The organism is Kocuria rosea subsp. polaris (genome assembly GCF_001483755.1).
GTDB classification, from domain to species: domain Bacteria; phylum Actinomycetota; class Actinomycetes; order Actinomycetales; family Micrococcaceae; genus Kocuria; species Kocuria cellulosilytica.
In genome coordinates this window covers 85,651-108,753 of the sequence record NZ_LQBK01000011.1, presented here as the reverse complement: position 1 = coordinate 108,753, position 23,103 = coordinate 85,651, and the positions used below count along the sequence as shown (strand labels likewise).

Here is a 23,103-nt window from a genome sequence, read left to right as displayed (position 1 = left end):
CCCACCCCAGCGAAAGGCCCGCCGTGAGCACCTCCCGCACCGTTCCCCCGTCCACCGCCGGACGGCGCAGCGTCACCGTGATCGGCGCCGCGGTCGTCCTCCTGCACCTCGCCGGCTGGGGCGCACTGCTCGCCCTCGTCGCGGGCACCGACACCCCCCAGGGCGGCACGAGCCTGTTCGTGGGCCTCGCCCTGAGCGCCTACGCCCTGGGCATCCGGCACGCCTTCGACGCCGACCACATCGCCGCGATCGACAACGCGACGCGATCGCTGACGGCACGCGGCCGGGAGTCCACGGCCACCGGCTTCTGGTTCGCCCTGGGGCACTCCTCTGTGGTCCTCGTCTCCGTGCTGCTGCTGACCCTCGGGGTGGAGGCCTTCGCCGGCGGCCTCGCGGACGAGGGCTCCGGGCTGCGCCGGGCCGCCGGGATCTGGGGCGGCACCGTCTCGGGGCTGTTCCTCGTCACTGCCGGGGCCCTCAACCTCGCCGTGCTGCTCCGGCTGCGCCGGGCCCGCCGCACCGCGCGCACCGGCGTCCTGGACCCCGCCGAGCTGGAGGCCCACCTCGCCGACCGCGGGGTGCTGCACCGCGTGCTGCACCCCATGACGCGGGCGGTGGACCGCCCGGCCCGGATGTACCCCGTGGGCTTCCTCTTCGGTCTCGGCCTCGACACGGCCGCCTCGATCGGGCTGTTCGTCATGGCCGGCGGGCTCGCCCCCGAGCTGCCCTGGTACGCGGCGCTCGTGCTGCCCGTGCTCTTCACCGCCGGCATGACGCTGTTCGACAGCGCCGACGGCATCCTGATGCACCGGGTCTACGGCTGGGCCTCGGTCGACGCCCGCCGCAAGCTGAACTACAACGTCACGGTGACCACCGTCTCCGTCGTCATCGCCTTCGTGATCGGCGGAGCGAGCCTGCTGTCCGTGCTCGCCGAGCTCGTGCAGCCGAGCGGCGGTGCGCTCGCTCTCGTGGCGGCGGTCGACCTCAACTTCCTCGGCATGGCCGTGATCGTCTTCTTCGGCGCCGTCTGGCTGGGCTCGCGGGCCCTGGACCGGTTCCGCCGCGACGGCAGGCCGGTCCCTGTGCGAGGCTGAGCCCGTGGTCCGACTCCTCCTGCTCGCCGACACGCACGTCCCCAAGCGCGCCCGCGACCTCCCCGCCGCGGTGTGGCGTGCTGTCGACGACGCCGACGTGGTGCTGCACGCGGGCGACTGGATCGACCTCGCGACCCTCGACCGGCTCGAGGAGCGCGCCGCCCGCCTGGTGGGGGTGTGGGGCAACAACGACGGCCCGGAGCTGCGCGAGCGGCTGCCCGAGGTGGCCCGCGAGACGCTCGGGGGCGTGCGCTTCGGCATGGTCCACGAGACCGGGGCCGCCGCCGGACGGGAGGCCCGCGCGGACCGGGCGTTCCCCGGCCTCGACGTCCTGGTCTTCGGCCACAGCCACATCCCGTGGGACAGCACCACCCCGGCGGGGATGCGGCTGCTGAACCCCGGCTCCCCCACGGACCGGCGGCGCCAGCCGTACTGCACGTACCTGACGGCCGTCGCCGCGGGCGGGCGGCTCACCGACCTGGAGCTGGTGCGCCTCCCCCGGCGCTGACGCCGCCCGGTCCGCCCCGGCGGGGCGCCCCCTCAGACCAGGCCGCGCAGCTTGTAGTAGCGCCGGCCCACCACGGTCCCGTTGACCCGGATCACGGCCCACACCAGCACGAGCAGCAGCGCCACCAGCACGGCGGGGACGGGCACGAAGACCGCCCAGACGACCAGCGCCATGCCGGGCACGGTCAGCAGGATCGGCCAGGCGTACTGCACCATCTCCACCGCCATGTAGTCCTGCATCTCCCGCAGCGCCGGGTCCTGCGGGACGGCGGCGCGGCGCACCGAGGTCCGCAGCCCCTTGCTCGCCCGGGCGCGGGCGTCCATGAGGTCGTTGCGGGGCGCGTCGTCCGCGCGGGTGAGCGAGAGGATGATGCCGCTGAGCAGCAGAGCGGCCCCGCCCACCACGAGCCCCCACTGGGCGGGGCTCAGCAGCCCGCGATCGCCCAGCAGGAGTGCGGCGGCGATGCCGCCCAGCAGCCCCACGACCAGGCTCGCCACGAGGGCGAGCACGATCCGCCGGGCCCAGATCGCATCGAGCTCCCCGAGCCGGGGGATCTGCACGTGCGGGTGGTCGGCCCCGCTGAGCCGGATCTCCTCGTCCATGGCGTACCGTCCTCTCGTCGTTCCGGTGCTCCTGCTCGGTCACCTCCATTGTCCCGCGACCCGGTCCCCGCGGCACGTCCTGCGCCGGAACGGCGGGGGACCCGGCCCGCACTTGACGGGGCACCGCCGGAGGTATTCGCTGGAGGCACGGCGGGACCGCCCAGCGGAGCCGCGACGACCACCAGGAGGCTCCATGACCGCCAGCGACCGCTTCTACCTCGACAAGGCGGATCCCGGCAGCTGGCGGGCGCTCAACGGGCTGGCCCGCAAGGTCGCCGCCGCGGCCGAGGACGCCGGGCTGTCCCGGGCGCTGGTGGAGCTGCTCAACATCCGGGTCTCCCAGCTCAACGGGTGCGCGTTCTGCCTGGACCTGCACACCGGCTACGCCGTGGAGGCCGGGGTGAGCGCGCAGAAGCTCGCCGTGCTCCCCGCCTGGCGCGAGACGGGGCTGTTCGACGACCGGGAGCGGGCCGCGCTGGCCATCGGGGAGGCCGTGACCCTGCTGCCCGACGAGGAGACCCGGCTGGCCGAACTGGCGGTGGCCCGGGCGGAGCTGACCGCCGAGCAGTACTCCGCGCTGCAGTGGACGGCGGTGGCGATCAACGCCTTCAACCGGGTCTCGGTCCTCTCCCGGCACCGGGTCCGCCCCCGGGCGGCGGCGCCCGAGGACCGGGGAGCCGGGGAGCAGGCGCCGGACGCGTCGCGCACCCCGTCGGCCGTCGCGGGAGGCACGGCGTGACCAACCTGGACGTGGACCCGCAGGAACTCCTGTGCACCGAGGCCGCCGGGGCCGGCGCGCAGCTGCTGGCACCGCGCGAGGTGCCCCTGGGCGGACCGCGGGCGATGACCGTGCGCCGCACCCTGCCCCAGCGGCGGCGCAGCCTCATCGGGGCGTGGTGCTTCGTGGACCACTACGGCCCCGACCTGGTCTCGGAGTCGGGCGGCATGACCGTGGCCAGGCACCCGCACACCGGGCTGGCCACCGTGAGCCTGCTGTTCACCGGGGGGATTGCCCACCGGGACTCCGCCGGCCACGACGCGATCGTGAAGCCGGGGGAGGTCAACCTCATGATCGCCGGGCGGGGCATCTCCCACCAGGAGTTCTCCACCCCCGGGACCACCCTCCTGCACGGGGTGCAGCTGTGGTACGCCCTGCCGGACGCGACCCGTCACATGGCCCCGGCCTTCGAGCACCACGCCCCCGAGCCGGTGCTCGGCGAGGGCACCGAGCTGCGCGTCCACCTGGGCTCCCTGGCCGGGGTCACGTCCCCGGTGGAGACCTTCACGCCGCCGCTGCTCGCCGCCGAGGCCCTCCTGCGGCCCGGGGCCCGCCTGGAGCTCGAGCTCGACCCGGGCCTCGAGCACGGCGTGCTGCTCGACAGCGGGGACCTGACGCTCGACGGCGCCCCCGTGCCGGCCGACCACCTCGCCTACCTCCCGGTCGGACAGGGGTCCGTGGTACTGGAGGCCGGTCTCAGCCCGGTCCGGCTGCTGCTCATCGGCGGGGAGCCGCTGGGCGAGCAGATCGTGATGTGGTGGAACTTCGTGGGCCGCACCCACGAGGAGGTCGTCGCCTACCGCGCCGCCTGGCAGGCGGAGATCGAGGCCGAACCCGCCGCCGCCCCGGTGGGCGGGACCTACGCCGACGGCGCCCCGTACCCGCGCTTCGGCCCCTACCCGCCGGACCAGCCCGCCCCGCTGCCGGCCCCGCCGCTGCCCACCGTCCAGCTGCGTCCCCGCGGCTGAGCCCGATCCCCCGGGAGAGCACCATGGACACCGCCGCAGTCACAGTCCGGAACAACCCCGGCCGGCACCGCTACGAGCTCCTCGACGGGGGGACCGTGATCGGCACGGCCCACTGGGTCCCCTTCGACGGCGCGGACGGCCCGCAGCGGATCTTCCACCACACGAGCGTGGACGAGGCCTACGGCGGACAGGGCCTGGGCTCGAGACTGGCCCGGGAGGCCCTCGACGACACGACCGCGGCCGGGCTGCCCGTGGTCCCGGTGTGCCCCTACATCAAGAAGTGGCTGCGCACGCACCCCGACCACCCTGCCGTGCGCGTGCCGGTGCAGCCCGAGCACCTCGCCGCCGTCCCCCGGCAGGAGCAGCAGTGACCCCGCCCACCCGGGCCGGACGACGGACGGGTCCCGCCCCGGGACGGGTGGAACAGGGTGTGCTCAGCTGCTCTGCGCGGCGACGAGGTCGAGGAAGTGGGCGCGCATCCGGCCGCGGTCGGGCTCCACACCGGTGATGAGCCGGAACGCGTCCACCGCCTGGCCGACGGCCATGTGGCCGCCGTCGAGCACCTGGCACCCCGCGGCCCGGGCGGCGGCGATGAGCTGGGTCTCCACCGGCAGGTAGACGACATCCGCGACCCACTGCCGGGCCGCCAGCAGGTCCGGGTCCACCGGCGTGCCGGGGTGGTGGTGCATGCCCACCGGGGTGGCGTTGACCAGCCCGTCGGCCGCGCGCACCAGGTCCGGCAGGCCCTCGACGGTGGCCGCCTCGACCTGCTGCTCGGGGAACAGCCGGGCCATGGCCGCGGCCCGCTCGGCCGCCCGGGCGGGGTCCACGTCGAACAGGTGGAGGGTCCGCACGCCGGCGCTGAGCAGGGCGGAGGCCACGGCGGAGCCGGCGCCCCCGGTGCCGACCTGGACCACGCGGTCCTTGGCCGCGCCGGGGAGCACCGCCCGGAACCCCGCGGCGAAGCCGGACACGTCGGTGTTGTGGCCGATGAACCGCCCGTCGCGGATCACCACCGTGTTGACGGCCCGCAGCGCCGCCGCCTCCGGGGCGACCTCGTCGAGGTGCTCCAGGACCAGCTGCTTGCACGGGTGCGTGATGTTGAAGGCGTTGAACCCGAGGTCGCGGCCGGCGCGCAGCAGCTCCCCCACGTCCTCGCCCGGACGGCCGATCACCTCGAGGTCCACCGGGCGGTACAGGTAGTGCAGGCCGTGGTGGTGGGCCTCGGTCTCGTGCATCGGCGGGGTGAGGCTGCGGGTGATGCCGTCGCCGATCAGGCCCACCAGGTAGGACTCGGAAGTGGTGCTCATGGAGGACTCCTTGCGGGGTGCGAGCAGGACGCGGCGGCGCCGACCACCCCCGGTGCGCAGCCGGTGCCGGTTGCGGGGAGAGCATCGCGAGCCGTTGGGACGCCCATCACAGTACACCGGGACGACCTCCGAGACCTCGTGTGCACCCACTATGTGAACACAGATGCCACAAAGTGGAAGTGCTGTGCGGGCGTGGCAGCGGGCGCACCCGACCGCCCGGCCCGTCGGTGGCGGCCGCCGAGTGGCTCGCCGCCCATCCGCACGTCAGCGGCTTCGGCGTGGAGACCGTCGGCATCGACGCGGGCGTCGCCGGCGGCTTCGACCCGCCGCTCCCCGCCCACCACCACCTGCTGGGGCAGGACAAGCACGGGCTCACGTCCCTGCGCCGCCTGGACCGGCTGCCGGTCCTCGGGGCGCAGCTCGTGGTCGCGCCCCTGCCGCTGGTGGGCGGAACGGGCAGCCCCGCCCGGGTGCTCGCCCTCGTCGAGCGGCCCGCGGCGTGACCGGCACGGTCGCTTCCTCGGCCCGGAGGCCCCGGTGGTGCAGGTGGACCTCGAGGAGTCCGTCCTGGGCGCGCACCGGCCGGCGGACCGGCCGCTGGACCTGGGGGTCGTGGGCGACTGCGCGCTCACGGCGCGGGACGTCCTCGCCGTGCTGGACGGCGCCGCCGTCCGGGGCGCGCCGGCGGTCAGGAGCCGGGCTGCTCGTCCCCCGCCGCGTCCTGCGGGGCACGGGTGATGCGCACCCGCTCCACCCGGCTGCGGTCCACGGCGAGGACCTCGAGCCGGTGGTCGTCCACGACGACCACGTCGCCGGGGCGGGCCACCCGCCCCAGCCGGTCCATCACGAACCCGCCCACGGTCTCGTAGTGGCCCTCAGGGATCACGAGACCGGCCTCCGCCGGGACCTCCTGGATGATCAGCCCGCCGTCCACGAGGACGGCCCCGCCCCGGCGCAGCACCGTGTCCTCGTGCTCCCGGATCCCGGCGTCGAACTCGTCGTAGATCTCCCCCACGAGCTCCTCCACCAGGTCCTCGAGGGTCACGATGCCCGCCGTCCCGCCGTACTCGTCGACCACCAGCGCGATGTGGTGCCCGCCCTTGCGCATGGCCTGCAGGGTGCGCAGCACGTGGTTGGTCTCCGGCAGGAACGGGATGGGCCGCACCACGTCCCGCAGGGTCCGCGGCGGTGCCTCGATGACCCCGTCCCCGTCCTCGTCCGCGAGCACGAGGTCGCGGATGTGCACGAAGCCCAGGACGTCGTCCACGCTCGTGCCGAGGACGGGGTAGCGGGAGTGCGGCAGGGTCAGCGCCGTGCGGTACGCCTCCGTGACGGGCAGGGTGCCGTCCAGGAACTGGACGTCGGGGCGGGGGCGCATGACCTCCGCCAGACGGCGCTCGCCCGCCTCGAAGACGTCCGTGAGGATCGAGCGGGACACGGGGCCGATGCCCCGGGTGTCCACGACCATCTCGCGGATCTCCTCCGCCGAGACCTCCTCGGCGGCGGCGTGCGGGTCCCCGCCCACGAGCCGCACCACCAGGTCGGTGGACACGGAGAGCAGCCAGATGACGGGGCGCATGAGCTTGGCGAACAGGTTGAGCGGCGGGGCCAGGGCCTTCGTGAAGCCCACCGAGCGCTGCATGGCCAGCCGCTTGGGCACGAGCTCCCCCAGGACCAGGGAGAGGTAGGCGATGACCAGGGTCATGCCGATCAGCGCCGTGGTCTCCGCGGCGGCGGTGGACAGCCCGGCCCGGACGAGCAGCGGGGCCACGTCCGGGGCGAGCGTGGAGGCGCCGTAGGCCGAGGAGAAGAACCCGGCGACCGTCACGCCGATCTGCACCGCCGAGAGGAAGAGGTTGGGGTCCCGGACGAGGGCGGCCGTCCGGGCGCCCTTGCGCCCCGAGCGCTCGATCCTCCGGACCTGGCTCTCCCGCAGGCTCACGATGGCCATCTCGGTGCCCGCGAAGACCCCTCCGACCGCCACGAACAGCAGGACCAGGAGGATGTTCACGAGGGTGCTGGAGTCCATGGCGACCACGCTACCGCCCCGCCCCGGGGCGGGTCCGGGGCACCGGCGCCGCGCCGGTATCCTGAGGCGACCGACGAGCCGGCCGCGCCGCCGCGCCGTCCGGCCGTCCGGGGGGGGAGGAGATCCATGGACGAGGTGTTCACCCTGCTCGGTCTCGGCCTCGTGGGCTTCGGGCTCTACGACGTGTTCCGCGGGCTCCTGTACCCCAGCGGCCGCGGCACGATCAGCTTCTGGGTGCTGCGGCTGGTGTGGAGGCTCTCCCGCAGCACGGACCACCGCTGGGGCTCCCTCGCGGGGCCGATCGGCGTGGTGGTCGTCATCGTGCTGTGGGGCATGCTCCAGGCGTTCGGGTGGGCCCTGGTGTACTACCCGTACGTCCCGGAGGGCTTCTACTACGCCGAGGGCATGAACCCGGAGGAGTACGACGACTTCGCCGAGGCGCTCTACATCTCGCTCGTGACCCTGGGCACGCTCGGCTTCGGGGACGTCGTGCCCACCGGGGCGTGGCTGCGCTTCGTCTCGCCGGTCGAGGCCCTGATCGGCTTCGCGCTGCTGACCGCGACGGTGTCGTGGTTCATCCAGATCTATCCGGCCCTGGCCCGGCGGCGCGCCCTCGCGGTGCGGCTGCGCGCCCTGCAGGCCGTGGGCTTCGCGGAACGCGTGGCGCACCTGGACCGCGCCGGCGCGAGCCGGACCGTGGACCAGCTCACCGCGGACGTGGTCGACGTGCACGTGGCCCTCGTGCAGAACGCGGAGTCCTACTACTTCCGTGAGGTCAAGGAGGACGCGGCGCTGGCCGTCTTCCTGCCCTACGCCATGGAGATCGCGGCCCGCGCCGGGGAGTCCCCTGCCGAGGAGGTCCGGCTCAGCGCCGCGATGCTCTCCTCGGCCGTCTCCGACATCGGCCAGCACCTGCGCACGGAGTTCCACGGCTCGGGCGAGAGCACCGAGGAGGTGCTCGGCGCCTACGCGACCGACCACGGGTACTCCACCGGTCCGGGCAGGCGCAGCGGGCGCTCTCGGAACTGACCCGCGGCTGCCGGGCCGCGCCCGGGGACGGACCCGGGGGCAGGACCCGGCGTGCCCGCGGGCGGGGCGAGGGGCCGGCGGTGGTCACCGCCGGGGGCGGCCGTGGCTCACCAGAGGTGGCGGCACTGCCCGTTCTGGCAGGAGAACTCGGGGGCGCGCCCGTCGGGCAGCATCATCGACGGGGACGCCAGCTCGACGTCGCGCGCCTGGTCCCAGTCGTCGGGCATGATCTGCACGTAGACCAGCTCGAAGCCGGTGGCGCCGCAGCGCGGGCACGGCGCGGTGGTGCCGCGCAGGCCCTCGGACGGGGTGGTGCTCATGGCGTGCCTCCCGTGGGAACAGGCGCCGGGCGCTCCGGAGCCGGTGGGCCCAGTGTAGTGGGCCCACCGGCGCCTCCGCCCGGGGGCCGGTGGAGGCGCCGGCCGGCTCAGGCTCTCGTGCCGGCCTCGCGCTTGGCGCGCTGGATCTCCTCGTAGACGTGGCCGCGCAGCTCCGTGAACCGCGGCAGGCCGCGGGTGGTGAGCTGGTCGCGGTCGTCGGGCAGGTCGATCGCGAGGTCCTCCTGGACCACCGTGGGCGAGCTCGAGAGGATGATGACGCGCTCGCCGAGGTAGACGGACTCGTCGATGTCGTGGGTCACGAACAGCACGGTCACGCCCATCCGGTGCCACACGTCCCGGATGAGGTCCTCGAGGTCGGCGCGGGTCTGGGCGTCCACCGCGGCGAAGGGCTCGTCCATGAGCAGGATCTTCGGCTGGTAGGCGACCGCCCTGGCGATCGCGACGCGCTGCTGCATGCCGCCCGAGAGCTGCCACGGGTACTTCTTGTCCGCGCCGCGCAGGTCGACGGCGGCGATCGCCTCCTCCACGAGCCGGCTCCGCTCGTCCCGGGCCAGCTTGGCGTTCTTCAGGGGCAGCTCCACGTTCTCGCGGACCGTCATCCACGGGAAGAGGCTGCGCCCGTACTCCTGGAAGACCACGGCCATGTCCTTGGGCGGGCCGGTCACCTGCTCCTCGCCCAGCAGCACCTCGCCGGAGGTCGGCGCCATGAGCCCCGAGATGCACTTGAGCAGCGTGGTCTTGCCGGAGCCGGAGGGTCCCACGAGGCACGCCAGCTCGCCGCGGTTGAGGTCGAACGTGAGGTTGCGGACGGCCTCCACGTCGCCGTGGTCGCTCTGGTAGATCTTCTGCAGCCCGCGCACGGACAGCAGCACGTCCTTGCCCCCGGTCCGGCCGGCGCCGCCGTCCGAGACCTCCGTGGCGGTCCCGTCCGGGCCGGGCCGGTCGGCGGCCGCGCCGCCGCCCGCTGCCGAGCTTCCTGATTCAGCCTGCATTCTCCACCTCTTTCAGGCCCCGGTACCAGGCGAGGACCTTGTGCTCAACACGTTGGAAGACGAACGCCAGCAGCACGCCGATGAGACCCAGGACGGCGATGCCGCTCCACATCTCGGGGATGGCGAACGACCGCTGGAACTGCACGATGGTGAACCCGAGCCCCGAGGACGAGGCGAACATCTCCGAGATCACCATCAGGATCAGCCCGATGGACAGGGCCTGGCGGATGCCGGCCATCATCTGCGGGCTGGCGGCGGGGACCACCAGGTGGATGATCCTCGACCACCCGTGGATCCCGTACGAGCGCGCCGTCTCGTTCATGACGGAGTCGACCGAGCGCACGCCCTCGATGGTGTTCAGCAGCACGGGCCACACCGAGCCCAGCACGATCACCACGACCTTCATCTGGTCGTTGACGCCGATGAGCAGCATCAGGACGGGCACCAGCACCGGCGGCGGGATGGCCCGGAAGAACTCGAGCACGGGCTCCAGCAGGTTCCGCAGCCAGCGCACCGAGCCGATCACGAGCCCGGCGACGACGCCGAGCAGGATGGACAGCGCCAGTCCCACCAGGAGCCGGCCGATGCTCGGCAGCACGTCGTCGAAGAACCGGTCCCCGAACCAGACGTCCACGAACGTGGTGGCGAACTCGCCCGGCTCCGGGACGTAGAAGCTGGTCTCCACCAGGGTGTAGACCCACCAGACGAGGATCAGCAGGACGGGCAGCGCGAGGGCGTAGCCCAGGGTCTTGACGAGTCTCACACCGCCACCTCTCCACGGACGGACGAGTGCCAGGACAGCGCCCGGCGCTCGAGCGCCCGCATCCCCAGGTTGATGAGCACGCCCAGCAGCCCGGCCGTGACGATGAACGCGTACATGGCGGTCACGGCGCCGCCGGACTGGGCCAGGGAGATCTCCCGGCCCAGCCCGGGCGTGCCGATCACGAGCTGGGCGGTCACCGCCAGGATCAGTGCCACGGCCGCCCCGAGCCGCAGCCCGGTGATCACGTAGGGCAGGGACGTGGGCCACGTGACGTACCGGACGCGGGCCACCGGTCCGAGGCCGTAGCTCTTGGCCGTGTCCTGCGCCACGGTGTCCACGTCACCGACCCCGTAGAGGACCTGGATGAGGATCTGCCAGAAGGACGCGTACACCACGAGCAGCAGGGTGGACTCGAGCTGCACCCCGAACAGCAGCACGGCCAGCGGGATGAGCGCCACCGACGGGATGGGCCGGAGGAACTCGATGGTGCTGTGCGTGGCCCGGCGCAGGAACGCGCTGCTGCCGATCACCAGCCCCAGGACGATCGCGGCGACCGCGGCGATGAGCAGCCCGAGGAACCAGGCCCGCACGGTCTGCCAGACCGCCAGCCAGAAGCCCGCCGAGCCGAGCTGCTCCCCGAGCTCCAGCAGGACCTCGCTGGCGGGGGGCAGGTAGCGCGGGTTGACGATGCCGGTCAGGGGCAGCAGCTCCCAGGTGAGCAGGAATCCGAGGATTCCCAGCACACCGAGGACGCCGGGTCCCCAGGACCGGCCGGCGCGGGTCCGTGCCATGGATGGGATCCTTCCTGTCGGTCCGTGCTCCTGCGCTACGGCAGGAGCGTGTCCAGGTCGGGCTCGTTGTTCAGCGAGCCGTACTCCACGGCCGCGCTGCCCAGCTTCTGGAACGACTCCCGGTCGAACTCGGTCCGGTAGCGGGGCAGTGCCATCTTCTCGCGCAGCTCGTCGCTGATCTCCGTGTAGGTCCCCACGATGTCGCGGACCTCGTCCGGGTTCTCGTTCGCGTACTCGAGGGACCTGTTCATGGCGTTCTGGAAGCTCTCGACGAGCTCCGGGTCCTCCTCGATCCGCTGCGCCGTCGTGAAGTAGCCGGCGATGTCGAGCTCCGGGTCGAACTCCACGAAGTTGTAGGACACCGCGCGGGCGCCCTCGTCGAGGACCTGGGTGAGGAACGGGTCCAGGATCCAGGCGGCGTCCACCTGGCCGCGGTCGAGGGCCGCCGGGGCGTCCGGGAAGCCGACCTCCACGAACTCGATGGAGTCGGGGTCGCCGCCGGCCTGCTCCACGACGTGGCGGATCGTGGTGTCGCCGATGTTGTTGAGGTTGTTCACCGACACGGTCTTGCCCGCCAGGTCCTCCGGCCCCTGGATGTCCGAGTCGGCGGGGACCACCACGGCGCTGAAGTCGCGCTCGGCGTCGCCGGAGGTCGTCGTGCCGTTGGTGACGAAGCGGATGTCCAGCCCCTCGTCCTGGGCGACCATCACGGACAGGGTGTTGCCGAAGGCGAAGTCGAAGTCCCCGCTGACCACGCCGGGCACGGCGGCGGCACCACCGGTGGTGGTCTGGATGTCGAGGTTGATGCCCTCCTCCTCGAAGAAGCCCTGCTCCTCGCCCAGCCAGATGGCGGCCGTGTCGACGATGGGGATGACGCCCACGGTGACGTCCTGCATCTCCCCCTCGGCGCCCCCGCCGCCGTCGCCGCCGCACGCGGCCAGCGCCAGTACGGATCCTGCTGCTCCCAAGCCCATGAGCGGACGCCGCATCATGCCTCCCTGTGTTCTCTGTGGTGGTGTCGGTGCTGACGTCGGTCCGGTGCTGACGTCCGTGGTCGGTGCCGGGCCCGCCCTCCGCACCCCGCTGTGCGACCCGGCGGACCCGGGCTGTGATAGGGATCACTCTAGTGGCGTAGCATTCACAAACCAGTACATCTTGTCGATGGACCGATACATGACGTCTATGAGCCGCCGGTCGAGGAGCATCCCCGTGGAGCTGGACCTGAACCTGATGCGCGTCTTCTGCACGGTCTACGAGCAGGGCAGCGCCACGCGGGCCGCGGCCGAGCTGCACCTCACCCAGCCGACGGTGAGCCACGCCCTGAAGAACCTGCGCCGGCAGTGCAACGACCAGCTCTTCGTCCGGGAGGGCCGGGGCCTGAGCCCCACTCCGTTCGCGCGGAGCATCTTCCCCCAGGTGAAGGCGGGGATCGCGCAGGTGACGGCGGCCGTCTCCTCCGGCGGCCGGTTCGATCCGGCGAGCGCCCGCGAGTGCTTCACCCTGGCCCTGACCGACCTCGGGGAGCTGGCGTTCCTGCCGTCCGTGATGACGGCGCTGCGGGAGCAGGCTCCGGGCGTGGAGCTGACCGTGCTGCCCCTGGACGTGGAGCACGTCCCGGAGGACCTGCTGCGCAACCGGGTGGACGCCGCGATCTGCGCCCCGTACATCGGCGGCGCCGACATCGTGCGGACGGTCATCGGCACGGACGAGTACGTCGTGATCGCCGCCCGCGACCACCCGCGCGTCCGGGAGCAGCTCACCCTCGAGCAGTTCGCGGCGGAGCCGCGGATCCGGCTCGCCCCCTCGATGGGCCACGAGCTCGCCGAGGTCGCGGCGGAGCGGGCGGGGGCCCCGGGCAGCACGGCCCTGCGGCTGTCCCACTTCACGGGCCTGGTCTCCGTCGTGGAGCGCACCGACTGCCTCGCGGTGCTGCCGCGGTACCTCGCCGAGACGCTCGTGGAGGCGGCCGGGATCCGCGTCTTCCCGCACCCCGTCGAGATGCCGGTCCTGCAGCTGGCCGTCTACACCCGTGAGCCCGGCCACCAGCGGCCCGCGCAGCGATGGTTCGCGCAGCTGATCGTGGACACGATGCGGGCGTCCGTCTCCCCGGACCCGTCGGCGCCGCTGCACCCCGTGCCCCGGCACCGCCGCCGCCCCTGACGGGTACGGCGGGCTCCGGCGGGCCGCGACCCAGGCCCCATCTGCTCCCACGGTGCGGCGGCGCGGCTCAGCGGCAGGAGACCGTGAACACCCGGCCGTCGCCGGACAGCTCCACGGCGCCGCCGCCCCGGTGCAGCAGCGACTCCCCGCCGCCCAGCTCCCACTCCCGGTCCTCGGCGCGCACCAGCACCTGCTCCCCCGTGCTCAGCAGGACCGCGGTGCCCTCCAGCTCGACCGGGACGGACCGTCCCGGCACGAGCCCGTGGGCGGTCAGCGACAGCCGCTCGTCCCACAGGGGGTAGACGCGGCGGCCGTGCTCGTCGGCGGCGGGCTCCACGACCTCCGGCTCCGCCTGCTCGTCGGCCAGCACGGCGAGCAGCTCGGCCACGTCCACGTGCTTGCCCGTCAGCCCGGCGCGCAGGACGTTGTCCGACGAGCTCATCACCTCGATCGCCGTTCCGGACAGATAGGCGTGGAGCTGCCCGGCCGGGGTGTGCAGGGACTGGCCGGGGGCGAGGCGGACGTGGTTCATGCACACCGCGACCAGCAGACCGCGGTCGTCCGGGTGCCGGTCCTGCACGTAGCGGACCATGGCGGCCACGGGGTCCTCCGGGTCCGCGGCGCGGGCCGCGGCGACGGTGGCCCGCACGGCGGCGGCGGCGGCGTCCTCGTCCATCGTCAGCACGGACGGCAGGACGGGGCGCCCGCCGCCGGCGACCTCGCGCAGCCAGTCCAGTCCCAGTCGCTCGGCCGTGGCGCGCAGCCGCTCCGCGGACCGGACGCCCGTGAGCAGCTCCACGCCGGTGAGGGCCACCACGGTCTCGGGCTTGGCGGAGCGGTCCTTGTAGTTGCGCCGCGGGTCGTCGAGCGGGACCCCTGTCCGCTGCTCGCGCTCGAAGCCGGCCGCGGCCTGCTCCGGCGAGGGGTGGACCTGGATGGACAGCGGGGCGTCGATGGCCAGGATCTTGAGCAGGAACGGCAGGCCCTCCAGCGGCTCGTCCCGGCCGTCCCGCACCACCGTCGAGGGGGCGGCGGGGTGCCCGCCGACCCACAGCTCGGCCTCGGGCTCATCGCTCGGGACGGGCCTGCCCTGGAGCCGGGCGAGCACCTCGCGGGAGCCCCAGGCATAGTGCTGGACCGGGTTGCGCATGCGGAGGATCTCGACCATGCTCGTCATCCAATCACAGGACCGCCCGCGCCCCGCGGCGCCCGGGAGCGGCCGTGGCCTAAGATCACCCCTTGTGACTATCGATCTCTCAGCTTCCTTCAAGGCCTACGACGTCCGCGGCATCGTGGGCGAGTCCATCACCGCGGAGACGGTCCGGGCCACGGGCGCCGCGTTCGTGGACGTCCTGGGCCTCGCCGGCCTGACGGTCCTGGTGGGCGGGGACATGCGCCCCTCCTCGCCGGAGTTCGTGGACGCCTTCGCGGAGGGCGCCGTGCGCCGCGGCGCGGACGTCGTGAAGATCGGGCTGATCTCCACCGACGAGCTGTACTACGCGTGCGGGACCTTCGACGCCGCCGGGGTGACCTTCACGGCGAGCCACAACCCCGCCGAGTACAACGGCATGAAGATGTCGAAGGCCGGCGCCGTCCCGGTCTCCTCCGAGACCGGGCTCTACGACATCCGTGACCTCGCCCAGCGCTATCTCGACGAGGGCGCCGTCCCGGAGGCCCCCGCGCCCGGCACGGTCACCGAGCGGGACGTCCTGGCCGGCTACGCGGAGTACCTGCGCTCGCTCGTGGACCTGTCCGGGACCCGGCCGCTCAAGGTGGTGGTCGACGCCGGCAACGGGATGGCCGGGCTGACCACGCCCGCGGTGCTGGGGGACGCCGTGCTGGAGGCGCTGCCGCTGGAGATCGTGCCCCTGTACTTCGAGCTGGACGGCACGTTCCCCAACCACCCCGCCAATCCGCTCGAGCCGGAGAACCTCGTGGACCTCCAGCGCGCCGTGCTCGAGCACGGCGCGGACCTGGGCGTCGCGTTCGACGGCGACGCCGACCGCTGCTTCGTGGTCGACGAGCAGGGCGGGACCGTCTCCCCGTCCGCCGTCACCGCGCTGGTCGCCGAGCGCGAGATCGACCGCGCCCGGGCGGAGGGCGTCGAGCAGCCGGTGATCATCCACAACCTCATCACCTCGCGCGCCGTCCCCGAGCTGGTCACCGCACGGGGCGGGCGCCCCGTGCGCACCCGGGTGGGCCACTCGTTCATCAAGGCCGTGATGGCCGAGGAGGGCGCCGTGTTCGGCGGCGAGCACTCCGCCCACTACTACTTCAAGGACTTCTTCAACGCGGACACCGGCATGCTCGCCGCAATGCACCTCCTGGCCGCCCTGGGCGAGCAGGACCGGCCGCTGAGCGAGCTGATGCACCAGTACGACCCCTACGCGGCGTCGGGGGAGATCAACTCCACGGTCGAGGACAAGGCGGGCGCCGTCCGGCGGGTCGTGGACGCCCTGGCCGGCCGGGACGTGACCGTGGAGGAGCTGGACGGCACCACGCTCAGCCGCCCGGACGAGGGCTGGTGGTTCAACCTGCGTCCCTCCAACACCGAGCCGTTCCTGCGTCTCAACGTCGAGGCGAAGGACCGGCGGACCATGGAGCGGGTCCGGGACCGGGTGCTCGGGATCGTGCGCGCCTGACGCCTCCGGAACGCACGGGGCCCCGCCGGACAGCTCGTCCGGCGGGGCCCCGTGCGCTGCGGGCGCCTCAGACCCCGGCGGTCTCGCGCGCCTCGTCGTGGAGCATCCACTGGTCCGGGCCCAGGATCTCGTAGGCCACGTTGCGGCCCGGGACGCCCTGGGCGATCACCGCGGAGCGGACGGCCTTCATGAAGGGCAGCGGGCCGCAGAGCACCACCTGCGCGTCGGCCGGGACCGGCACGGCGTCGAGGTCCATGAACCCGTCGTGGTCGCCCTCCCCCGGGGTCTCCATCCAGGTCTCCAGGCGGGCCGAGGGCAGCTCGGCGACCAGCATCTCGTGCAGCTCGCGCAGCGGCCAGGTCGCGGCCGAGCGGTCGGCGTGCAGGACGAGGACCTGGCGCTGCGACTCCTGGCGGACCAGCCGGTCCAGGAACGCGAGCATGGGGGTGACGCCGATGCCGGCGGAGGCCAGCACGAGGGGCCCGTCCCCGCCCGGGAGCACCACGTCGCCGTAGGGGTTGGAGACCCGCAGGACGTCGCCCACCTGCACGTCGTGGTGGAGGACCGGGGTGACCTCGCCGCGCTCGTCGAGGCGGACCGCGATCCGGCGCGTGCCCTCGGGGCCCGGCACGAGCGTGAACTGCCGCGGCTGCTCCACGCCGTCGGGCATCCGGACCTCGACGGTCACGTACTGGCCGGGCTCCGCCGGCGTCATCGGGGTGTCGTCGGCGGGCTCGAGGGTGATCGCCGTGGTGGTGGTCCCGGTCCGCTCCTTGGCCGCGACCCGGTACGGGGCGAACACCACGGTGTTGGCCTGACCCGCGTAGAGGCCCTCCTCGATCTTGATGAGGGCGTCGGCCATCAGCCAGTACACCTCGTCCCAGGCCGCCACGACCTCGGGCGTCGCGGCGTCGCCGAGGTCCCGGGCGATCGCGCCGAACAGGTGCTCGTGGACGATCGGGTAGTGCTCGGGGAGCACGCCCAGGGAGGCGTGCTTGTGCGCCACGCGGGAGAGCAGCTCGTCCGGGTAGCCCTCGGGGTGGGAGAGCAGCCACGAGGCGAACATCGCGATGGAGCCCGCGAGGGCCTGGGCCTGGGTCCCGTTCTTCTGGTTGGAGCGGCTGAACATGCCGTCCAGCAGATCGGGGCGCGCCTCGAACATGGACCGGTAGAACTCGGGGGTGATGAACGGGATGCGCTCGGCGACGACGCCGATGGTCTGCTCGATGACGGGACGGGACTGGTCGGACAGCACGGTTGCCTCCTGGGGTGCCGGTGGGTGACATCCCCAAACTAGCATTTGAGATGCTGGATTACGGAATCGGCGCTCCGGCCGCCGCGCCGCCCGGCGGTTCGGGCGGGCGCAGCCCGATGGACACCAGCACCGGACCCACCTGGCGCTCGCTCACGAGGTCCCGCACGCGCACGTCGTCGAGCGCGCCGTAGAAGGCCTCCCGGGCGTCGGCGAGGGCGCGGCGCAGCCGGCAGCCGTGGTCCAGGGGGCAGTCCCCGCCGGCCGACTCGCACTCGACCATCGCCGAGCCGGCCTCGAGCTCGCGCAGGAGCGAGCCGACGCTGGCATCCAGGCCGGCGGGGGTGATCGACACCCCGCCGGTGCGGCCGCGGCTCGAGGCGAGCAGGCCGAGCCCGCTGAGCCGGCCCACGGTCTTGGTCACGTGGTGGTAGGGGGCGCCCACGCCCTCGGCGATGGCGCGCGTGGTGAGCCTCTCCCCCTCGGGGACGGCTCCCGTCAGCAGCAGGACGCGCAGGGCAATGTCCGAGAAGGCCGTCAGCCGCACGTCCGGGTCCTCCGCTCGCTCATGGCGGCTCCTTCCCAGTCCTGGTGCGTCCCGGCCGTCCGCGGGAACGCCTCCATTGTCCCACGCGGCCCCCGGACGCGGACGAGGGGCCTCCCGTCAGGGAGACCCCTCGTCCGCGTCCGGGTCGGGGCGCCGCGGCCCGGACCGGGATCAGGCCTGGTTCAGGCGGTCCTCCAGCCCCGCGCGCTGCTCGAGGATGGGCTCGGGGACGTGGCCGAGCCGCTGGAACCACTCGTCGATGCTGGGCAGCTCCGCCTTCCACTCCCCGGCGTCGACCTTGAGGGCGGCCTCGAGCTCGTCGTCGGAGACATCCAGGCCCGTGAGGTCGAGGTCGTCCTTGGTGGGCACGGTGCCGATCGGGGTCTCCCGGCCGCCCGCCGTGCCCTCGAGCCGGTCGAAGATCCACTTGACCACGCGGGAGTTCTCGCCGAAGCCCGGCCAGGCGAAGCCCCCGCTCGGGGTGCGGCGGAACCAGTTGACGTAGAAGACCTTGGGCATCTCGTCCTCGCCGATGCGCTCGCCGACCTCGACCCAGTGCTCCAGGTAGTCGTTGGCGTTGTAGCCGATGAACGGGAGCATCGCCATGGGGTCGCGCCGGACCACGCCGACGGCGCCCTTCGCGGCGGCCGTGGTCTCCGAGGAGAGCGTGGCGCCCTGGAAGACGCCGTGCTCCCAGCCGAAGGACTGGGAGACGAGCGGCACGGTGGTCTTGCGGCGGCCGCCGAAGACGATCGCGGACAGCGGCACGCCCTCGGGGTCGTCGTACTCGGGGGCGAGGATGTCGGCCTGCTTGATGGGGGTGCAGAAGCGCGAGTTCGGGTGCGCGGCGGGACGGCCGCTCTCCGGGGTCCAGTCGCGGCCCTTCCAGTCCGTCAGGTGCTCGGGCGTCTCGTCCGTCATGCCCTCCCACCAGACGCCGCCGTCGTCGGTCAGCGCCACGTTGGTGAAGATCGTGTTGCCCCGGGCGATGGCGCGCATGGCATTGGGGTTGGTGGGCCACCCCGTGCCCGGGGCCACGCCGAACAGGCCGGCCTCCGGGTTGGTCACCCGGGCCTGCCCGTCCTTGCCGAAGCGGATCCAGGCGATGTCGTCGCCGACCATCTCGGCCTTCCAGCCCTCGAGGGTGGGCTCGAGCATCGCGAAGTTGGTCTTGCCGCAGGCCGAGGGGAAGGCCGCGGAGATGAAGCGGCTCCGGCCCTCGGGGTTCGTGATCTTGAGGATGAGCATGTGCTCGGCCAGCCAGCCCTCGTCGTGGGCGATGGCGGAGGCGATGCGCAGGGCGTAGCACTTCTTGCCGAGCAGCGCGTTGCCCCCGTAGCCGGAGCCGAAGGACCAGATGGCCCGGTCCTCGGGGAAGTGGACGATGTACTTGGAGGGGTTGCAGGGCCAAGGCACGTCCTCCTCGCCCGGGGCCAGCGGGGCGCCCAGCGAGTGCAGGCACTCGACGAAGAAGGCGTTCTGCTCGGTCATCTTCTCCAGCACGGGCGTGCCGATGGTCGCCATGATGCGCATGGAGCACACCACGTAGGCGGAGTCGGTGATCTCCACCCCGTAGCTCGGCCTCGCGGCCTCCAGGTGGCCCATGACGAAGGGGATGACGTACATGGTGCGCCCGCGCATGGCGCCGCGGAACTTCTTGCGCAGGGTGCCCTTCATCACCTCCGGGTCCTCCCAGTTGTTGGTGGGACCCGCGCCCTTCTCGGTCTTGGTGCAGATGAAGGTCCGCTCCTCGACGCGGGCGACGTCGTCCGGGTCGGAGAACGCGGCGAAGGAGTTGGGGAACTTGGTCTCGTCCAGGCGGACGAAGGTGCCGGCGTCCACGAGCTCGTCGGTGAGCTCCGTCCACTCGGCCTCCGAGCCGTCCACCCAGTGGATGCGGTCCGGCTGGGTCAGCTCCGCCATCTCCCGCACCCACGCGAGGAGGTGCGCGTGGGTGGTGGGCGCGTTGTCCAGAGCGCCCTTCACAGCCTCGTTCAGCCCGGTGGTCTCCGTCGTTGCAGTGGGGTTGTCAGCCATTGACATGTCTCCTCGTTGAGGCCGTCCGCCGACCGCCCGGGGCTCTCGTGGTTGTGCTCGTCGTCGAACACTCGACCCGGTGTCACCGGGCCCACAGTGAGCGGCGTGGAGGTGGGCGGCCGGTCTCTACTGTGATGTGGCCCCATCCTATCGCCCGGCCCCGCCACGCCCCAGCAGGGTTACGCGCGCCGCGGCCCGTCGCGCCGGGCGTCCGGCCGGGCGCCGGTGGATTTTGCGCAGCCGGAGGCCACATGTAGAGTTGTGTCCGGCTTGAACGGCGGTGACGCCGGGACGCCGATGCGCCTGTAGCTCAACGGATAGAGCATCTGACTACGGATCAGAAGGTTGGGGGTTCGAATCCCTTCGGGCGCACTCCAGCCGAGGAGCCCCTCACCAGCGGAAACGCCGGTGAGGGGCTTTTTCGTGCCCGGTTCCGGCCGGGCGGGCCCGGGCGAGCTCGGGTGACGGAGGGCTCAGGCCGCGGCGAGGGCGTGGATGTCGCCCCCGGCACGCCCCACGAGACCGCGGGTCACCACGGAGTCGAGCCCGGGCAGGGCGGCCAGGCGCAGCGCCAGGCGCCGCGCCTGCCGGCGCGCCCGGGAGGACGGCAGGAACCACTGCGCCCCGCCGCGGGCCACGCGCTGCTTCTCGGCCACGACCGGCCGCCAGGCCCGCTCCCAGTCCGCCAGCGCCTCGTCGACCGATGCCGCGCGGGCGAGCCGTTCGGCGAGCAGCCACGCCCCGGCGATCCCCAGGGACGCGCCCTGGCCGCCCAGCAGGGACACCGCCTGGCCCGAGTCCCCGAGCAGCACCGCCCGGCCGCTGCTCCACCGCGGCACCTCGATCTGCGTCACCGCGTCGTAGTAGAGCCGGTCCGCGGCGGGGCAGGCCGCCAGCGCGCGGGGCGCGATCCAGCCGAGCGAGCCGTGGACGGCGCGCAGGGCCTCGCGGGGCGCGGCCGGCAGGGCCGGCGCGGCGGTCCGGTGCACGGCGAAGGCGGCCACGCGCCCGTCGCGCAGCCCGTAGAAGCCCATGGCCCGGTCGATGCTGTCCGTGAGGCAGAAGCGGCTGCCGATCCGCCGGTACGACTCCGGGTCCTCGAACACGTACGCCGCCGTGTGCAGGCCGAGCCAGCGGCGGTAGCGCTGCTCGGGCCCGAACGCCGAGCGCCGCACCGCCGAGTGCACCCCGTCGGCGCCCACGACCAGATCGGCGTCGAGCACGGTGCCGTCGTCGAGCACCGCGCCGGCCCCGCCGGGACGCTGCCGCACGCCGACGACGCGCCGTCCGAAGCGGAGCTCCGCCACACCTCGCGCGTGCTCGCGGAGCACCTGTTCGAGGTCGGGGCGCATCACGCTGACGAGGTGCCCGTCGAGGGCGCGGGCGAACCGGGCGAACGGCAGGCCGGCCCGGTCGCGGCCGTGCTCGTCCACGTAGCTGAGCCGGTCCACCGTGTAGCCGAGCTCCCGGACCGCGGGCAGCACGCCCATCGCCTCCGCGGCGTCCCAGCCGGGGCCGAAGAAGTCCATCATGTAGCCCTGCTCCCGCGGGCGCGGCGCCCGCTCCAGGACGACGACGTCCCAGCCCTGCCGGCCCAGGCACCCGGCCAGGGCCAGCCCGGCGATGCCCGCCCCGCAGACGACCGCGCGCACGGCCCGCGCCGCTCAGTACCGGTCGCCGACGGCGACGACGCCGGCCAGCAGGTCGAGGTCCTCGGCCGTCAGGCGCAGCTCCGCGGCCGCCGCGTCCTCCCGCAGGTGGGCGGGGTCGGTGGTGCCGGGGATCGGCAGCACGTGCTCGCCCCGGGCCGTGGTCCAGGCGATCGCGACCGCCGCGCAGGTGCTCCCGTGCCGGCGGGCGACCTCGCGGAGGGGGGCGAGCACGGCGTCCTCGTTGGCGGCCATGGCCTCGGCCGTGAACCGGGGGTTGCGCGAGCGGAAGTCGGCGCCGGAGAACTCCCGGCCCGCGAGGCCACCGGCCAGGTAGCCGCGGCCCAGCGGGGAGAAGGGCACGAACACCGCCCCGTGCTCGGCGCACCAGCCGATGACGTCCCCGGAGGGGTCCCCGTCGGCGGTGGGCCCCGAGCCGTCGGGGTTGCGGGTCCACAGGGAGTACTCCGACTGGACGGCCGCGACCGGGTGGATCGCGTGCGCCCGGTCGGCCTGCTCCGTGCTGACCTCGGAGAGCCCCACGTGGCGCACCTTGCCGGCGGTCACGAGCTCGGCCATCGCGCCCCACGTCTCCTCGAGGGGGACGTCGGGATCCACGCGGTGCAGGTAGTAGAGGTCCACCACGTCGGTGCGCAGCCGGCGCAGGCTGTCCTCGGCCGATCGGCGCACCTCGTCCGGCCGCCCGCAGCGCTCCGTCCGGGGCGGGTCGAGGGAGGCGGCGCGCAGACCGGTCTTGGAGCAGAGGAAGACCTCGTCGCGGCGCCCGCCGAGGGCGGCGCCGACGAGCTCCTCGTTCGCTCCCCCGCCGTAGAGCACCGCGGTGTCCACCACGTTCATGCCGAGGTCCACCGCGAGCCCGAGGACCTCGTGCTTGCGCCGCTCGGTCAGCCCGTGCCGGTCGTAGACCCAGCTCAGGCCCATGGCTCCGAACCCGATCGCGCCCACGCGGTCCCCGGACGGGGTGAATTCGATCTGTCGCATCCCTTGCTCCTTCGTCGGTCCGGCCGCCGCGCGGGCGGCCGGAGCCCGCCGGTCAGCGGTCCCCCGCGGACGGGCGCGGCACCGTGAAGTCCACCAGGCGGGCGTCGGCGCCGTCCAGTCCGGCCCAGGCGCCCGGGACCTCCAGGACCGCCAGGCCGGAGGTGGGGCAGCCGTCGGCGAGAGCCATGACGGCGTCGTAGTCGGAGTCGGGGGTGGCCAGGCGCAGGGCGGCGTCGCGCAGACCGGGCAGGTGGCCGATGACCAGCAGGGACTCCACGGTCTCGGGCACGTGGTTGACCACCGCGATGATCCGGCTGTCCTGGGCCGCGTAGAGGGACTCGTCGAGCCGGGCGGTCGGTGCGAGGTCGCCGAGCTCGCTGCACACCCACGTGCAGGTCTGGCGCGCGCGCAGGGCGCTCGAGCACAGGATCATGTCCGGCACGTGCCCGTGGGCCAGCAGCCAGCGTCCCGCGGCGGCGGCGTCCGTCGCCCCGTCCCGGTGCAGGGGGCGGTCGTGGTCGGCCACGCCCCACGGGTGCTCGGCCTCCGCGTGCCGCATGAGGACGAGCTTCTTCCGGTCGTGGCGGGTCATCGGTTCATGATGCCACG

Annotated in this window: 24 protein-coding genes and 1 tRNA gene; 10 read left to right on the top strand and 15 right to left on the bottom strand. The window is 73.5% G+C overall.

Going from position 1 to position 23,103, the window contains the following annotated elements; all coding sequences use genetic code 11:
• Positions 1 to 23: 23 nt before the first annotated feature.
• Entirely contained in the window at positions 24 to 1,094 is a 1,071-nt protein-coding gene (locus AVL61_RS08555; protein WP_157571348.1) for a HoxN/HupN/NixA family nickel/cobalt transporter, read from the top strand.
• Between the two features lie 4 nt (positions 1,095 to 1,098).
• Positions 1,099 to 1,602 (top strand): metallophosphoesterase family protein, encoded by a 504-nt coding sequence (locus AVL61_RS08550; protein ID WP_058873933.1) that lies wholly within the window; start codon positions 1,099 to 1,101, stop codon positions 1,600 to 1,602.
• Positions 1,603 to 1,634: 32 nt separating this feature from the next.
• Here AVL61_RS08550 and AVL61_RS08545 read toward each other — a convergent pair whose 3' ends face one another.
• A complete protein-coding gene (locus AVL61_RS08545; protein WP_058873932.1) occupies positions 1,635 to 2,204 on the bottom strand; it encodes a hypothetical protein in 570 nt (189 codons plus the stop codon).
• 193 nt (positions 2,205 to 2,397) lie between these two features.
• On the opposite strand from AVL61_RS08545, the gene AVL61_RS08540 reads away from it, so the two are divergent.
• Genes AVL61_RS08540 through AVL61_RS08530 form a run of 3 tightly spaced genes read left to right on the top strand, consistent with a single transcriptional unit; the run spans position 2,398 to position 4,321 of the window.
• Positions 2,398 to 2,943, top strand: a complete 546-nt coding sequence (locus AVL61_RS08540) for a carboxymuconolactone decarboxylase family protein (RefSeq protein ID WP_058873931.1) — start codon at positions 2,398 to 2,400, stop codon at positions 2,941 to 2,943.
• Positions 2,940 to 3,950, top strand: a complete 1,011-nt coding sequence (locus AVL61_RS08535) for a pirin family protein (protein ID WP_058873930.1) — start codon at positions 2,940 to 2,942, stop codon at positions 3,948 to 3,950. Before AVL61_RS08540 ends, AVL61_RS08535 begins: the two co-directional genes overlap by 4 nt.
• Positions 3,951 to 3,973: 23 nt before the next feature.
• Positions 3,974 to 4,321: a GNAT family N-acetyltransferase gene (locus AVL61_RS08530; RefSeq protein ID WP_058873929.1), complete on the top strand. Its 348-nt coding sequence runs from the start codon at positions 3,974 to 3,976 to the stop codon at positions 4,319 to 4,321.
• A 63-nt stretch (positions 4,322 to 4,384) separates the two neighbouring features.
• On the opposite strand, the gene AVL61_RS08525 is transcribed toward AVL61_RS08530, so the two are convergent.
• Positions 4,385 to 5,260 carry a shikimate dehydrogenase gene (locus AVL61_RS08525; protein ID WP_058873928.1) on the bottom strand — a complete coding sequence of 292 codons (876 nt, stop codon included), beginning with the start codon at positions 5,258 to 5,260 and terminating at the stop codon, positions 4,385 to 4,387.
• Positions 5,261 to 5,433: 173 nt separating this feature from the next.
• Between AVL61_RS08525 and AVL61_RS08520 the strand changes: the two genes are divergently transcribed.
• Positions 5,434 to 5,763, top strand: a complete 330-nt coding sequence (locus AVL61_RS08520; protein ID WP_408669417.1) for a cyclase family protein — start codon at positions 5,434 to 5,436, stop codon at positions 5,761 to 5,763.
• A gap of 185 nt (positions 5,764 to 5,948) precedes the next feature.
• Here AVL61_RS08520 and AVL61_RS08510 read toward each other — a convergent pair whose 3' ends face one another.
• On the bottom strand, positions 5,949 to 7,289 hold the full coding sequence (locus AVL61_RS08510; protein WP_058873926.1) for a hemolysin family protein: 1,341 nt from the start codon (positions 7,287 to 7,289) through the stop codon (positions 5,949 to 5,951).
• 126 nt (positions 7,290 to 7,415) lie between these two features.
• Here AVL61_RS08510 and AVL61_RS08505 point away from each other — a divergent pair, with 126 nt between their 5' ends.
• Positions 7,416 to 8,318, top strand: coding sequence for a potassium channel family protein (locus AVL61_RS08505; RefSeq protein ID WP_058873925.1), 903 nt, complete (start codon positions 7,416 to 7,418; stop codon positions 8,316 to 8,318).
• 107 nt (positions 8,319 to 8,425) lie between these two features.
• Here AVL61_RS08505 and AVL61_RS08500 read toward each other — a convergent pair whose 3' ends face one another.
• The 5 genes from AVL61_RS08500 to AVL61_RS08480 all read right to left on the bottom strand — a co-directional run bounded on the left by AVL61_RS08500 (position 8,426) and on the right by AVL61_RS08480 (position 12,194).
• A complete protein-coding gene (locus tag AVL61_RS08500; RefSeq protein WP_058873924.1) occupies positions 8,426 to 8,638 on the bottom strand; it encodes a hypothetical protein in 213 nt (70 codons plus the stop codon).
• A 107-nt stretch (positions 8,639 to 8,745) separates the two neighbouring features.
• Entirely contained in the window at positions 8,746 to 9,651 is a 906-nt protein-coding gene (locus AVL61_RS08495; protein ID WP_231738332.1) for an ABC transporter ATP-binding protein, read from the bottom strand.
• The gene (locus tag AVL61_RS08490) at positions 9,641 to 10,414 is read right to left on the bottom strand and encodes an ABC transporter permease (protein ID WP_058873923.1); all 774 of its coding nucleotides are present in this window, start codon (positions 10,412 to 10,414) and stop codon (positions 9,641 to 9,643) included. Before AVL61_RS08490 ends, AVL61_RS08495 begins: the two co-directional genes overlap by 11 nt.
• Entirely contained in the window at positions 10,411 to 11,205 is a 795-nt protein-coding gene (locus AVL61_RS08485; RefSeq protein WP_058873922.1) for an ABC transporter permease, read from the bottom strand. Before AVL61_RS08485 ends, AVL61_RS08490 begins: the two co-directional genes overlap by 4 nt.
• A gap of 35 nt (positions 11,206 to 11,240) precedes the next feature.
• Positions 11,241 to 12,194 (bottom strand): ABC transporter substrate-binding protein, encoded by a 954-nt coding sequence (locus AVL61_RS08480; protein ID WP_058873986.1) that lies wholly within the window; start codon positions 12,192 to 12,194, stop codon positions 11,241 to 11,243.
• Positions 12,195 to 12,378: 184 nt separating this feature from the next.
• On the opposite strand from AVL61_RS08480, the gene AVL61_RS08475 reads away from it, so the two are divergent.
• The gene (locus tag AVL61_RS08475; protein WP_197412670.1) at positions 12,379 to 13,365 is read left to right on the top strand and encodes a LysR family transcriptional regulator; all 987 of its coding nucleotides are present in this window, start codon (positions 12,379 to 12,381) and stop codon (positions 13,363 to 13,365) included.
• Positions 13,366 to 13,432: 67 nt separating this feature from the next.
• Here AVL61_RS08475 and manA read toward each other — a convergent pair whose 3' ends face one another.
• Positions 13,433 to 14,533: a mannose-6-phosphate isomerase, class I gene (gene manA / locus AVL61_RS08470; RefSeq protein ID WP_058873920.1), complete on the bottom strand. Its 1,101-nt coding sequence runs from the start codon at positions 14,531 to 14,533 to the stop codon at positions 13,433 to 13,435.
• A 73-nt stretch (positions 14,534 to 14,606) separates the two neighbouring features.
• Here manA and AVL61_RS08465 point away from each other — a divergent pair, with 73 nt between their 5' ends.
• Positions 14,607 to 16,007, top strand: a complete 1,401-nt coding sequence (locus AVL61_RS08465; RefSeq protein ID WP_058873919.1) for a phosphomannomutase/phosphoglucomutase — start codon at positions 14,607 to 14,609, stop codon at positions 16,005 to 16,007.
• Positions 16,008 to 16,074: 67 nt separating this feature from the next.
• Here the strand turns inward: AVL61_RS08465 and AVL61_RS08460 are convergent, their stop codons facing one another.
• The 3 genes from AVL61_RS08460 to AVL61_RS08450 all read right to left on the bottom strand — a co-directional run bounded on the left by AVL61_RS08460 (position 16,075) and on the right by AVL61_RS08450 (position 19,843).
• Entirely contained in the window at positions 16,075 to 17,262 is a 1,188-nt protein-coding gene (locus AVL61_RS08460; RefSeq protein WP_058873918.1) for a globin domain-containing protein, read from the bottom strand.
• 58 nt (positions 17,263 to 17,320) lie between these two features.
• Positions 17,321 to 17,806: an RrF2 family transcriptional regulator gene (locus tag AVL61_RS08455; RefSeq protein WP_058873917.1), complete on the bottom strand. Its 486-nt coding sequence runs from the start codon at positions 17,804 to 17,806 to the stop codon at positions 17,321 to 17,323.
• A gap of 171 nt (positions 17,807 to 17,977) precedes the next feature.
• Positions 17,978 to 19,843, bottom strand: coding sequence for a phosphoenolpyruvate carboxykinase (GTP) (locus AVL61_RS08450; protein ID WP_058873916.1), 1,866 nt, complete (start codon positions 19,841 to 19,843; stop codon positions 17,978 to 17,980).
• 299 nt (positions 19,844 to 20,142) lie between these two features.
• Between AVL61_RS08450 and AVL61_RS08445 the strand changes: the two genes are divergently transcribed.
• Positions 20,143 to 20,215, top strand: a tRNA-Arg gene (locus AVL61_RS08445).
• 101 nt (positions 20,216 to 20,316) lie between these two features.
• Here the strand turns inward: AVL61_RS08445 and AVL61_RS08440 are convergent.
• From AVL61_RS08440 to AVL61_RS08430, 3 genes are read right to left on the bottom strand one after another with little or no spacing between them, the layout of a single operon-like run.
• Positions 20,317 to 21,495, bottom strand: coding sequence for an FAD-dependent monooxygenase (locus AVL61_RS08440; protein ID WP_058873915.1), 1,179 nt, complete (start codon positions 21,493 to 21,495; stop codon positions 20,317 to 20,319).
• Positions 21,496 to 21,507: 12 nt separating this feature from the next.
• Positions 21,508 to 22,494 (bottom strand): aldo/keto reductase, encoded by a 987-nt coding sequence (locus AVL61_RS08435; RefSeq protein WP_058873914.1) that lies wholly within the window; start codon positions 22,492 to 22,494, stop codon positions 21,508 to 21,510.
• A 52-nt stretch (positions 22,495 to 22,546) separates the two neighbouring features.
• On the bottom strand, positions 22,547 to 23,086 hold the full coding sequence (locus tag AVL61_RS08430) for a SixA phosphatase family protein (protein ID WP_058873913.1): 540 nt from the start codon (positions 23,084 to 23,086) through the stop codon (positions 22,547 to 22,549).
• Positions 23,087 to 23,103: the final 17 nt, after the last annotated feature.